Raw genomic sequence first — 12,541 nt, 5'->3', positions numbered from 1 at the left:
CCTGCTGGCATTATTGATCGCGTTCCTTATTTCCAGCAGTATCCTTACTGGACAGAATCGGATCTATTTGTTCAGGTTTACGCGAATAAGCTTTGTTTGTAACCAAAATCGTCGCACCGATGATGACGATAAAAATGAGCACCAACGCAACGATAAAACCAGTTGTCATGCATACACCCCCGACTTTTTGCTAACTCTCATTATAGCTGATTTCCATGCGAGTCAGAACCTTCATGCATAACCAATTCATGATGGAATAACAAACTATTCCAAATTTTGATAGGAAAATGGCTCCTATATCTCGAATAGTTACGACAACACTATCTCATTCAAATACTTGATAGACTATGCGGGGGAAATCTGATGAACAAGCTTAAAACCCCTTTCTTATGGAAAAAGAAACGCTCAAAAAAGGAAATCACCCAAGTGTTATTTCCAGATCAAATATTAAAAGCATTTTTTCACTTTACGACGGATGCTATCTCGATTAGTGATCTCGATAACAATATCGTCCTGGTGAATCATGCTTTTGAGCAATATTACGGTTGGTCGATGGAGGAGATTTACGCTTCACCGCTCTGCTTTATTCCAGACGAGTACAAGAGCGAGACCAAACAGTTATTTGATGCGGTCAGAAGCATGGGTGTACTGCTAACGAATTACGAAACCATCCGGCAGCGAAAAGATGGCACGAAGATGGATGTCATTCTGTCGGCTGCTCCAATCAAAGACGAAACGGGAAAAATTATTGGTGCTTCGTGCATTACCCGTGACATTTCCGACCGCAAAAAAATCGAAGAGACATTGCGTCAAACTGAAGCCAAATATCGTCTCCTCATCGATCATACTCAGGATATCGTGACGATTTATGATTTATCCATGCGGCGCATCTATGCATCCCCATCAATCGAGCAATTGGGATTTGTTCCAGCCGAGGTTACTTCCCCTAACAATCTGCAGCTCACACATCCAGAGGATATTCCTATGTTTCGGGACAAATTTCAAGAGATCATGGCAACGAAACAACCCGTTCATTTCGAGACGCGCTCTATCGATAGGAATGGAAACGAGGTCTCCTTCGAAACACGCGGTATCCCCATTCTAAGTGCGGTAGGAGACATCCAAAACATCATGTTAGTCTCGCGAAATGTAACAGAACGCAAATACTCAGAGGCAGCCTTGTTTAAAAGCGAGAAAACGAACAAAATCATCTCGGAATACACAGATGATCTTATTCTGATTACGGATAAAAACGGAGATATCCTCTACCTCTCCCCTTCTCATTCACGGGTAATGGAAACCAACGAGAATAACCGTCAGCTCACCTTTGCCGACATTCATCCTGAGGATCGGCAGGCCGTCATCGACCACTTTCATCATTTGCTGGCGACTCAAGAACCAAAGATATGCGAATTCCGTTTCCAAACGAAGAGTAACAAATGGATCGTTCTCGAATCAAAGGGTGCCCCCATCCTGACAAAAACGGGAGATTGTGATGGCTTTATCATCGTATCGCGGGATATTACAGAACGGCGGCATAACGAGGAACTATTACGAAAGGCTGAGAAGCTGTCCGTGATTGGGGAGCTGGCTGCTGGCATCGCCCATGAGATTCGCAATCCACTCACATCTTTGAAGGGCTTTATTCAATTTCTTTATCCGAGCATGCATGATAACCAGCAGTACGCCGATATTATGCTCTCTGAACTGGACCGGATCAATTTTATTGTGAGTGAGCTGTTAGTCTTGGCAAAGCCACATAGCACTCAAATCAAGCCTCTTCCGCTCATCCCTTTGCTTGAAAACGTCTTGGCACTTTTGAGGTCGGAAGCAAATTTGAAAAACATCGATTTTCGTACCGCATTTGCTTACCATCCGATCATTGCGGGAGAAGAAAACCAGCTCAAGCAGGTCTTTATCAACATCATTAAAAATGCTATCGAAGCGATCGACGGACATGGTGAGGTCCTTATTGCCACCACGCTAAAAGACAATCATCAGGTGCTCATTACGCTCACGGATACTGGCTGTGGAATCTCTGAAGAAATGATTCACAAGCTGGGTGCCCCCTTTTTCACGACAAAAGAAAACGGAACTGGCCTCGGCCTTATGATCAGCAGCAAAATCATGAAAGACCATAACGGCAGCTTGGAAATTAAAAGCAGAGAGCATGAAGGTACAGTGGTAGAGATAACACTGCCGATTGTACAGGACCAAATTGGGTCATCCTAGAAAGGTGTACATCCCATCATCAGTGGAGGTGCCTATGGATTTCTCCAAAATGAGTACGAGTGAGTTCGTGGCCAAAATTCGCGAATCCCAAGCGAAAAACCTGCGAAGCAGACAGCATCAGGGCTACGGTCATCCCGAAAAGCGTTTGCCTAGCAAGCAAGGTATTTAACAAACAAAAGCCCACCCGTTGAGCTCCTTTGGCTAAAACGGGTGGGCTTTTGTCATTGTTATTGTGGATCCTGCTTATTCAGGTTACGATCTCTTTCGGACTTTTGCTTTTGGGTGCCTTGCGTCTTGCTGCTGTGTCCTTGATTGCCGCCATTCTTCGTATTTCGATTGTTTGACATTAGAATCCCTTCCTTTTCATTCTGGTATTCTTGCCAAACGTAGTATGTCCCAAACGGCTTGTTCATAATGAAGGATTACTTTGCTTCACCCATGAATACTTTCTTTCCGTCCTCATACTTGTACACGTATACGGAAGCAAAGTCGTTGTCGCCTTTTTCATTGAATGTTACGTTAACGAATTTGCCTTTGTAATCTTTGGTTTTGTGAACAGCTTCCAGCACTTGTTCACGAGTTGGCTTTTTGCCGCCGTTTGCTTTGATCGCTTCTTCCAGACCGTTCAGCATAACACCCATGGAGTCATAACCAAACGAAGTGAAGATCCCTACTTTGTTTCCAGTCGCGCTCTCGAAGTCTGTGATCCATTTCTTGCCGTCTTCGGTAGCACCAATATCGCCAACCGTAGAAGTAAAGACTACGTTATTGGCATTTTCCGCACCAGCAATTTTCACCAGGTCAGCGGAGTCGTAACCGTCGCCACCCATGAAGACACCTTTGAAGCCTTTTTCACGCGCTTGCTTCACGATGATCCCTGCATCAGAGTAGTATCCACCGAAGTAGATCATCTCTGGATTTTTCGCAAGGATTTGGGTAATGATCGCACTATAATCCTTCTCGCCTGCTGTTACCCCTTCATAGCCGAGAACTTGTACACCGTCTTTTTCGAATTGCTTTTTCACTTCTTCCGCAAGACCTTGACCATAAGCAGCCTTGTCATGCATAACGAATGCCGTTTTTACATTCAACTGATTTTTGGCAAAAATAGCTGCCTTGGAGCCTTGTTGATCATCACGCGCACAAATGCGGTGTACGATCTGTTTGCCTTGCTCAGTCAAATCTGATCCCGTTGCGGAAGGAGATACCATCACGAGCTTCTCTTGCTCGTATTGCGCTGCCGCTGTGATCGAAGCACCTGTTGTAGCATGGCCTACTACTCCAACTACATCAGGATTCGAAATCAACATTTGCGCGACTGCTACCCCTTGTTTTGGGTCAGCTTGGTCGTCTTGAGCAGATAATTGAACGTCAAAGCCAAGTGCTTTGAATGCCTCTGCCTTTTCTTTCAGCGCATATTCTGCACCAGCTTTTGCTGTGCTTCCGTAATCGGAGTACTGACCAGACATCGGGCCAACTACAGCAACTACGAGCTTCTCAGTAGCGCCACTTGCACCGCCCGTGCTTCCTCCGCTATTGTTGCTTGGCTGTGGTGTCGCGCTTTGTCCACCAGTCCCCGAACCTCCACCGCAGCCCGCGAGCAATGTGCTCAGAGCAAATGTTGCAGCCAGTATCGACATTGATTTCTGTTTTTTCATAGCAAAACATCCCCCTCTTTATTTATGAGCAAACTATGAATCACAATCTTATTGTAGGATATTTTAGAAAATTTGCAATAGAAATGATTAAAAGAAGAATCAATCAAAAAACCTCTACCGCTGTCTGCTAATAGAGACTTACACCTGTAGTATTAAGGCAAATCGCCACTTCTAGGCATAGAAGTGGCGATCTTAATAAGAAGCATTCTATTCATTTTAGGAATGAATTGGAATGCTCATCGTTATCCCATATATTTCCTATGTAATTCTCTCGCCAAACATGACAAGACTAGGAAAAAAATATATATCCCGCGAACAAACGTTTTTGTGCACAACCTGTGTATAACATTGTGGATAACTTTCGAAAGTGGGGCTTGCCATGGCAGGGGAACGTTTTTTTCTCATTTATCAAGAGGCCAGCGACGAAGAATGCTTATTGACCATTGAACCATACAAAGATCAACAGGAGCTGGCGGAAGCCATCAATCAGCTGCAAGCCAAACAAGTCGATGAATATACGATCATCAAGGGAAAAAAGATGAAAGCCACGCTGAAGCTCGCCGTCGATTTAACCGAGGCCGATGAGAATTCCAAGGAATGAATGTTTTCTTTTTCGAGTAGGTTTAGACAGAGGGAAATTGGCAAACATGGTAGTGAGGGAGCGCACTTATGTGTTTGACCTTCATTGACCTTTTGTGTATGATATTGTTACAAAGAGAGGAGGAAGACTAGATGCATATGAATTTAATTCCAACCGTCATTGAACAGACAAACCGCGGGGAACGTGCTTACGACATTTATTCCCGCCTGCTCAAAGACCGCATCATCTTTCTGGGAACCCCAATCAACGACACCGTAGCCAATATCGTTGTGGCACAGTTGTTGTTCCTTCAGGCGGAAGATCCGGAGAAAGACATTCACTTGTACATAAACAGCCCAGGCGGTTCTATTACTGCTGGTATGGCAATTTACGATACTATGCACTTCATCAAGCCTGATGTATCCACCATTTGTATCGGAATGGCTGCTTCCATGGGAGCATTCCTGCTGGCTGCTGGGGCAAAAGGCAAGCGCTTTGCTCTGCCAAACAGTGAAGTCATGATCCACCAACCGTTGGGTGGTGCCCAAGGACAAGCGAGCGACATTGAGATTGCCGCAAAACGTATTTTGAAGATGCGTGATCATCTGAACACCATCCTGGCTGAACGCACCGGACAGCCTTTGGAGCGCATCCAAAAGGATACCGATCGCGACAACTTCCTCTCTGCCGCTGAAGCAGTAGAGTACGGACTGATTGACAAAGTCATCACTTCCGAACCGTCTTCGAAAAAATAAGAGACACGTAGGAAAAAAAGAAGCACTCGTGCCTGAACTACCGGCCGAGTGTTTTTTTGTATGCCGAGCAAACCCTAAGAGGTTTGTCCTTGGTTTGCCCGGCTTTTTCGATGGATCATTGTGATACTTCCATTAACTGACTGACATAGACAGTCTGGCTATGTGCTGGATTTTTTTCGTCATGCACACGTGCTGTCGAGGTTTTTTCGTCTACAGCATCGATCCAAACAGCTTGTCCTTCGTACTCTACCTTGATATGGTCGTCGGATTTCATGATGGCTTGTGCTCTCGTTACATTCATGAGCGGCTCCCCCTCTACTGGTCATCGTCAAGGGCTTGCTTGGCTGATGTAGCCCCTGTCATCGTGTCTACAGTCGTTTCTTCAATTAGGCCGTTTTGGTCGGAAACAACTCCGCCCCCCAGTCCCTCGTTCACCATCCGATCAATGTCCATATCATAACAATCGCGGCCTTCGTAACACTTATCATGGTCACTCATGTCTCATTCCTCCTTCATGCAATATACATGGTTAGAAATGCCCTGTCCGAAGTGAATTGATACATATTCATCAAGATGACCAACAAAAAAAGACACCTCCCTTAAGGGAAAAGTGTCTCTCGTGACTCTATTCTTCTTTGCTTACCAGTTTCGTAAGGCTGGTGACTGCCTGGGAGGCATCCGGCCCTTCTGCCAAAATGGTAATTTCCGTTCCAGAGCTGATTGCGAGGCTCATGATACCCATGATGCTTTTCGCATTGACCTTCTTGTTGCCTTTTTCTACGAATACTTCCGATGCAAAACGGTTAGCTTCCTGTACGAAAAAGGCTGCTGGACGAGCTTGCAAACCGGTCTTTAACTGAACCACGACCTGCTGTTGAACCATGAATGGACCTCCTTACTTGTAGACTATTATCCTTTAGTATAACATGCATCTACATCGAAATATTTTGTTTTTCTCGTATTTTGTCAGCGATTTCGTTAATTTTTCGCAAGCGGTGGTTAATGCCGGATTTGCTAACTACTCCGCTTGGCACCATCTCGCCCAATTCTTTCAAATTGATGTCAGGATGAGCCACTCGAAGCTCCGCGACCTCACGCAGACGTTTTGGCAAATTCTCCAATCCCATCTCTTGATCGATGAGCTGGATATTTTCCATTTGTCTGGTGGCTGCATTCACCGTTTTGTTTATGTTGGCGATTTCACAATTGTGTAAACGGTTTACGGAGTTACGCATGTCCTTTACGATTCGGACGTCCTCGAAATACAAAAGGGCCTGATGAGCCCCTATCAAGCTCAAAAACTCTGTAATCTTTTCGCCTTCTTTAATATAGAGAACATACCCTTTTTTCCGCTCGATGCATTTGGCATTTAGTTTATACCGATTGGCGATCTTGGTCAACGCTTCGCAAAAATCCTGATAGGAAGTGAAAATCTCCAGATGATAGCTGGATGCCTCTGGATGATTCACAGATCCCCCCGCCAAAAAAGCACCCCGCAAATAAGCAGCGCGGCAACAGGACTTTTTCACGATCTCAGGAGCTATTCCTGGGATAAACGACAGGCTTTGATCCATGATGCCCAAGTCTTGCAAGATCTCATTAGCCTTATTCGGAATACGCACAATGTAGACGTTGTTCTTTTTCAAACGCATTTTTTTGCGAACCAGCAATTCAGCGTGTATCTGAAACAACCTCTTGATTAACGTGTAAATGCGTCGGGCAATCGCCGCGTTCTCTGTCGTCACATCCAGCACCAGTCGTCCGGCTCCAAACTGCAGACTTCCATTCATCCGAATCAAGGCTGAGAGCTCTGCCTTGCTGCAGCAATCGGCACCCTCCATCATGGTAAGTTCTTTTTTGGTATGCGCGGCGAATGACATCGACTTCACTACTCCTTCTCTATCTTCAGCACCTTCCGTCTTCGTTTGACGAGTGACACAACCTGCTTGCTGACAGCATGTGCATCATGACGTAGGTATCCGTCCTCAAATGTGACTAACGGCTTCGCCACTACGTGCAGACCGAGTTGGCGCAATCGCTTTGAGTCACATCGGACAGGAGCTGCTCCTTTTTCCGCGTATTTTTCCAATACATGGGTAGGCAGCTCAGCTGAATTGACAATGATCGTATCCAGAAATGGTCTATCTACATGTTCATACATGACATTCACGTGCCTGGATGCAGAAAAACCGTCTGTCTCCCCCGGCTGTGTCATGACGTTACAAATGTAGATTTTCGGGGCTTGTGCGCGTGTAATCGCTTCAAATAACCCGCGTACTAATAAATTGGGCAGGATGCTCGTGTACAAGCTGCCAGGCCCAATCAAAATGGCATCCGCCTCGGCAATCGCCATCAGGGCTTCGCTAAGAGGAACAGCATCCTCTGGATCTAGGAAAACCCGCTTGATTTCTTTGCCAGTCAACGGTATTTGGGATTCTCCGATTACAAGAGATCCATCTGTCATTTCCGCTTTCAACCGAATCGATTGCGTGGAAGCTGGCAATACATCTCCACGCACTGCCAAAACCCCGCTTAATGTTTTGACTGCGGTGACAAAATCTCCAGTGATTTCATTCATCGCTGCAAGCAATAGATTTCCCAAATTATGCCCTGCTAATCCCGTGCCTGTGGAAAAACGATATTGCATGACTTTTTCCATCAACGGCTCTGTATCGGCCAGAGCAGTCAAGACGTTTCGAATGTCACCAGGTGGAAGCATATCCATTTCTTCTCGCAAACGTCCAGAACTTCCCCCATCGTCTGCTACCGTCACAATCGCTGTGATATGCACCGGCTCGTGCTTCAAACCGCGTAGAAGGACGGACAGACCCGTTCCTCCGCCAATAACAACTACCCGTATTGGCCTTGACTGTAGCCTCCCGACTCCCTTAGTAGGCATATGTCACCTCATTATTTCTAATACATATACCACAGGTGGCTTTTTATGCACGCTTCAGTCTTTCCTGCCATCTTATGCTCATTTGTTCTTTTCCATGTCTCGATGACTGACACGGACAGAAAAATCTTTACCAAAGGTTTCTCCCAAATGTTCTGCAATGGCCACCGAGCGATGCTTGCCACCGGTGCATCCAATTCCTATCACAAGTTGACTTTTTCCTTCCCGTTGGTAATGCGGCAGGGTGTACCCCAAAAAGTCTGTAAGCTTTTCTAAGAATTCTTTTGTGTCCTTGTGCTTCATCACATACTCTGCCACGTCTGGATCACATCCTGTTTTCGGACGCAAATCCTCCACATAATGCGGGTTAGGCAAAAAACGGACATCGAACATCAAGTCAGCGTCTATCGGTGCGCCGTATTTGAAACCAAACGACAATACATTAATCGTAAGGGGTGATCCTTGTTGACCGTATTGGTTGATGATTTTTTCTCGAAGCTGAACTGGCTTCATTTGACTCGTATCGATAATCTGATGCGCCCAGCCCTTCATTTCCTCCAACAAACGGCGCTCGGCGTGAATTCCTTCCAAAGGCGAACCGTTCGGGGAAAGCGGATGTCTGCGACGTGTTTCCTTATAGCGAGAAACCAATGTCTGATCGTTCGCATCCAGATAAAGGATGTGGTACGATAATCCATTCATCTGATTGAGGCTTTCCATGGTTACGGCTAGATTTTCAAAAAACTCACGCCCGCGCAAGTCAATCACCAATGCGACTCGCTCAATACTCCCACCAGACTGTTTAACCAACTCAGCAAATTTGGGAATCAGTACAGGTGGTAGGTTGTCTACACAAAAAAAGCCCAGGTCCTCCAAGCTTTGTACAGCAACTGTCTTTCCCGCACCTGACATTCCGGTAATAATCAGGAGATTCATGGCCTTGTCGTTTCCCAATTCCGTCACGCAACTCGCCTCCTACGATTCTGACAATAGCATACCATATTGTCGACCCTATTCGCACCTTTTTGAACCGCTTCCCCTGTTTTTCCAATGGCGTCCTCTACAAGGCGTACAAGCTATTTTAGAAAAAAAGATGCGTGACTGAATGCCAGCCACGCAACAATTGTTTATATAGATAAGGGGGTCAATTCATTGTCTATAGATTACTCTTGAATTATTTCACCCATGTTACAAGCAGGTTAAGAGATTGTGACATTTTGTTCCTTTAGCTTTTCATTTAGCTCTTCAACATAATGCTGAGCAGATTGAGCAGCGATAGAACCGTCTCCAGTAGCTGTCACGACTTGACGCAGCATTTTTTCGCGTACATCTCCTGCTGCAAAAACACCTTTTACTTTGGTGTTCATTTTTTCGTCTGTCAGTACGTAGCCTGCGTCGTTGGTGATGCCCAGTGGACGTACGCTTGCAGTCAATGGATCCATACCTACGTAGATGAACACCCCATCTGCTGGGTATTCTCTTTGTTCACCTGTTTTAGTGTTTTGCAAGAGAACCGCTTGTACTTTGCCTTCACCACGGATCTCTTTTAGTTCTGTATCCCAAATCACTTCGATTTTTTCGTTATCGAAAGCGCGTTTTTGCAGGATTTTCTGTGCACGGAACTGATCACGACGGTGTACGATTGTCACTTTGGAAGCGAAGCGAGTAAGGAACACAGCCTCTTCTACCGCGGAGTCTCCTCCACCAACAACCACCAGCTCTTTATTGCGGAAAAATGCACCGTCGCATACTGCGCAGTAAGAAACACCACGACCGGACAATTCTTTTTCGCCTTGTACACCGAGCAAACGATGCTCTGCACCAGTTGCCACGATAACAGATTTGGCCAGGTATTCCTTGTCACCCGTGATAACGCGCTTGTACGGCTCTTCATCGCGGATTTCCTTGATCTCGCCGTATGCATACTCCGCACCGAATTGCTGTGCATGCTCAAACATTTTTGTAGAGAGATCAGGGCCTAGAATGGAAGTGAAGCCTGGGTAGTTCTCGATGTCTTCCGTGTTCGCCATTTGACCGCCTGGGATTCCTCTCTCCAGCATCAATGTGCTCATGTTCGCACGGGATGTATATACAGCAGCCGTCATTCCAGCAGGGCCAGCTCCGGCGATAATAACATCATAAATTTTTTGATCGCTCATGCTTGTTGCCTCCTCGTCTCACACAGTTCTGTTTCCTTATTTAAATTAATTATAATGTAATAATCTATTTAAAATCAAGTGTCGACAAAACTTTGACGCACTTTGCCAAGGTTGCGGCAGAGATGCCATATTTTTGAGCTAGAAGGGCTTGTGACTGCTTTTCGTTCGTTACTGTTCCGTATACATATTCTAATGCTGCTACCCACGCTACTTCTTTTCGCACTTGTACCTGACTTTGGGCATATTCATGATGCTTGCTCCATACATCAAGGCACCATTCTCCTGCCTTTTGCTTGCCCTGCGAGAGCAAATAACGGCTTATGCCTTCTTCTATACTGTTCTTTTGATCTTCCGTCGTCGGTGAACCATTCGATCCATCAGGAGTTCCCTCCGGCATGTCTGCACCCATATCAGCCAAAGCCAGCAAAGCCAACTTTTGCAGCTGTTGGTTATCCGTCGTGTAATAAAATTGACGGACCGCAGTTTCAGCTTCATCGTCTCCGATCAGAGACAATGTTTGCAGCACCGCGAATTTCACTTCATCACGACCATGCTGTAATGCCCAGAGAAGGGATGCTCGGATCATCGGGTCTGTTTTAAAATCTTCCACTCCCGTGAACGACGCCTTTTCCCAAGAAACATCACGCTGGGTCGTATTGTATTGGTAGGGGATCGGTTTTATAGTCTCCCCTTCTTGTTCGTTTTTTACCATTTGAATGTATTGATCTGCGATTCCTGCTTCTGGATCTAACTGCTTGGCTTTTTGCCACCAGCGCAGTGCCTGATCCTTTTTCCCACTCAAATAAGCTGAGATCGCAGCATAGTGATACGTGCACGCTTCATGTGGCCGTCCATTTCGCAGCATGCGCCGGTAATGGAAATACGCTTCGTCATGCTGGCCGAGCACTCCCATTGTTGTTGCGAGCTTATAGGTATTTTCCGGATGGAACGGAACGACCTTTTTCAGCATATCAATCAAGCTCAACAGCTCTACCGTTTGATTGTGATGGGAGAGCAAAACCGCCAAATTGCACAGTGCATGCAGGTTTCCTTCTTCCTTATCCAGCGTCTGTTCGATTGTCTCCATCGCCTTCTGGAATTCTCCAGCATAATAGTAGGCGAGAGATAAATTGTTCCACGCCGGCAAAAAGTCAGGATCGGCCTCGACGATTTCTTTTAAGGTATCCAGTGCCTCCAGGAAACGTCCCTCTTCCAGACTGCGACGAGCCCGTTCATGCTTGCTGTATACGTCCTCTTTTTCACTTGGGAGGAAGTGTCGCGGTGGCATGTCCAGCTCAAAGTAAATATAGTCGAGGAGCTCTTCGGCATCTTCCCGATACGGTCCGGTACTATCCTCTTGTAAATAACGAACAGCCATTTCTTCTGCCATATGATAATCTTCTAAGTTGGCATAGTTGTTCGCCATGTAGAAATACACTTCTGTCATAGATGGGTCCCATTTTTCTATCACTTCATAGAGGACTTCATTCGAGGCCTCAAACTGTCCGGTTTCAGCTAAGGCACTAGCCAAATGGCAGTGGCATTCTGCATTACTCGGCTCCATTTCAACTGCACGGCGAAATGAACGCAATGCTTTATCATAGTCATACCGATTCAAACAACGCATTCCCCGGTCTACAAAAAAAGCAGCATCTTGCTTAAAGTCAACGACGGTCGTTTTCTTCAAAATACTTTTGTTATGTTTCATAAAACCTCCAACATCGTAGGAGCTTACACTCCAAGTATCGTACCAGAAGCATCGGCACCCTACAAGCTGACTCGTCTTTTAAAGTGTTCAGCGGATAAAGCAAGAAACACCACTGGCCCATAGCAAGTGGTGTTTACGAACAAAAATGGAGCGGACGAAGGGTCTCGAACCCTCGACCTTCGCCTTGGCAAGGCGACGCTCTACCAATTGAGCTACGTCCGCATATCTTATCAACTATTCATATTTTGTCCGATTGGAGAAACTGGTGAGCCATGAAGGACTCGAACCTTCGACCCTCTGATTAAAAGTCAGATGCTCTACCAACTGAGCTAATGGCTCGTACATGGTGGCTCGGGACGGAATCGAACCGCCGACACGAGGATTTTCAGTCCTCTGCTCTACCGACTGAGCTACCGAGCCATATACTTTGTTCACCACTCTTGAATAAGAATGGCGGAGCTGACGGGACTCGAACCCGCGACCTCCGGTGTGACAGACCGGCGTGAACTCCAACTTCACCACAGCTCCATATAGAAGGTTTGTTCCTTCAAAA

General features: G+C 46.0%; 14 protein-coding genes and 4 tRNA genes. 4 read left to right on the top strand and 14 right to left on the bottom strand.

Annotated elements, in window-relative coordinates; translation table 11 throughout:
* Positions 1 to 10: 10 nt before the first annotated feature.
* The gene (locus C7R91_RS29535; protein WP_162837749.1) at positions 11 to 169 is read right to left on the bottom strand and encodes a hypothetical protein; all 159 of its coding nucleotides are present in this window, start codon (positions 167 to 169) and stop codon (positions 11 to 13) included.
* Positions 170 to 363: 194 nt separating this feature from the next.
* On the opposite strand from C7R91_RS29535, the gene C7R91_RS26550 reads away from it, so the two are divergent.
* Together C7R91_RS26550 and C7R91_RS26545 are read left to right on the top strand one after the other, a co-directional pair.
* Entirely contained in the window at positions 364 to 2,232 is a 1,869-nt protein-coding gene (locus C7R91_RS26550; protein WP_047069699.1) for a PAS domain-containing sensor histidine kinase, read from the top strand.
* Between the two features lie 34 nt (positions 2,233 to 2,266).
* Positions 2,267 to 2,401 (top strand): DUF4023 domain-containing protein, encoded by a 135-nt coding sequence (locus tag C7R91_RS26545; RefSeq protein ID WP_083995068.1) that lies wholly within the window; start codon positions 2,267 to 2,269, stop codon positions 2,399 to 2,401.
* Positions 2,402 to 2,654: 253 nt separating this feature from the next.
* Here the strand turns inward: C7R91_RS26545 and C7R91_RS26535 are convergent, their stop codons facing one another.
* Positions 2,655 to 3,890 (bottom strand): branched-chain amino acid ABC transporter substrate-binding protein, encoded by a 1,236-nt coding sequence (locus C7R91_RS26535; RefSeq protein WP_047069700.1) that lies wholly within the window; start codon positions 3,888 to 3,890, stop codon positions 2,655 to 2,657.
* Between the two features lie 379 nt (positions 3,891 to 4,269).
* On the opposite strand from C7R91_RS26535, the gene C7R91_RS26530 reads away from it, so the two are divergent.
* Together C7R91_RS26530 and clpP are read left to right on the top strand one after the other, a co-directional pair.
* Positions 4,270 to 4,491: a hypothetical protein gene (locus tag C7R91_RS26530; protein WP_026043328.1), complete on the top strand. Its 222-nt coding sequence runs from the start codon at positions 4,270 to 4,272 to the stop codon at positions 4,489 to 4,491.
* A 131-nt stretch (positions 4,492 to 4,622) separates the two neighbouring features.
* On the top strand, positions 4,623 to 5,225 hold the full coding sequence (clpP, locus tag C7R91_RS26525; protein ID WP_007720441.1) for an ATP-dependent Clp endopeptidase proteolytic subunit ClpP: 603 nt from the start codon (positions 4,623 to 4,625) through the stop codon (positions 5,223 to 5,225).
* Positions 5,226 to 5,340: 115 nt separating this feature from the next.
* Here the strand turns inward: clpP and C7R91_RS26520 are convergent, their stop codons facing one another.
* The 12 genes from C7R91_RS26520 to C7R91_RS26465 all read right to left on the bottom strand — a co-directional run bounded on the left by C7R91_RS26520 (position 5,341) and on the right by C7R91_RS26465 (position 12,516).
* On the bottom strand, positions 5,341 to 5,526 hold the full coding sequence (locus tag C7R91_RS26520) for an H-type small acid-soluble spore protein (protein ID WP_047069701.1): 186 nt from the start codon (positions 5,524 to 5,526) through the stop codon (positions 5,341 to 5,343).
* 14 nt (positions 5,527 to 5,540) lie between these two features.
* Complete coding sequence (locus C7R91_RS26515; RefSeq protein WP_047069702.1) at positions 5,541 to 5,723, bottom strand: hypothetical protein; 183 nt, start codon at positions 5,721 to 5,723, stop codon at positions 5,541 to 5,543.
* Between the two features lie 127 nt (positions 5,724 to 5,850).
* Positions 5,851 to 6,108: an HPr family phosphocarrier protein gene (locus C7R91_RS26510; protein WP_047069703.1), complete on the bottom strand. Its 258-nt coding sequence runs from the start codon at positions 6,106 to 6,108 to the stop codon at positions 5,851 to 5,853.
* Between the two features lie 49 nt (positions 6,109 to 6,157).
* Complete coding sequence (whiA, locus tag C7R91_RS26505; RefSeq protein ID WP_015893487.1) at positions 6,158 to 7,105, bottom strand: DNA-binding protein WhiA; 948 nt, start codon at positions 7,103 to 7,105, stop codon at positions 6,158 to 6,160.
* Positions 7,106 to 7,113: 8 nt separating this feature from the next.
* The gene (gene mgfK, locus C7R91_RS26500) at positions 7,114 to 8,124 is read right to left on the bottom strand and encodes a gluconeogenesis morphogenetic factor MgfK (protein WP_047069704.1); all 1,011 of its coding nucleotides are present in this window, start codon (positions 8,122 to 8,124) and stop codon (positions 7,114 to 7,116) included.
* A 78-nt stretch (positions 8,125 to 8,202) separates the two neighbouring features.
* On the bottom strand, positions 8,203 to 9,084 hold the full coding sequence (gene rapZ / locus C7R91_RS26495; protein WP_007720425.1) for an RNase adapter RapZ: 882 nt from the start codon (positions 9,082 to 9,084) through the stop codon (positions 8,203 to 8,205).
* A gap of 236 nt (positions 9,085 to 9,320) precedes the next feature.
* Positions 9,321 to 10,280, bottom strand: a complete 960-nt coding sequence (trxB, locus tag C7R91_RS26490) for a thioredoxin-disulfide reductase (protein ID WP_047069705.1) — start codon at positions 10,278 to 10,280, stop codon at positions 9,321 to 9,323.
* A gap of 64 nt (positions 10,281 to 10,344) precedes the next feature.
* Positions 10,345 to 11,988 (bottom strand): tetratricopeptide repeat protein, encoded by a 1,644-nt coding sequence (locus tag C7R91_RS26485; RefSeq protein ID WP_047074962.1) that lies wholly within the window; start codon positions 11,986 to 11,988, stop codon positions 10,345 to 10,347.
* 146 nt (positions 11,989 to 12,134) lie between these two features.
* Positions 12,135 to 12,210: transfer RNA gene (locus C7R91_RS26480), tRNA-Gly, on the bottom strand.
* A 41-nt stretch (positions 12,211 to 12,251) separates the two neighbouring features.
* Positions 12,252 to 12,327, bottom strand: a tRNA-Lys gene (locus tag C7R91_RS26475).
* Between the two features lie 5 nt (positions 12,328 to 12,332).
* A tRNA-Phe gene (locus C7R91_RS26470) sits at positions 12,333 to 12,408 on the bottom strand.
* Between the two features lie 31 nt (positions 12,409 to 12,439).
* A tRNA-Asp gene (locus C7R91_RS26465) sits at positions 12,440 to 12,516 on the bottom strand.
* Between the last annotated feature and the right edge of the window lie 25 nt (positions 12,517 to 12,541).

The sequence above is a fragment of the Brevibacillus formosus genome, from assembly GCF_003013405.1.
Taxonomy (GTDB): Bacteria; Bacillota; Bacilli; order Brevibacillales; family Brevibacillaceae; genus Brevibacillus; species Brevibacillus formosus.
This window is presented reverse-complemented; position numbering and strand designations above follow the sequence as displayed.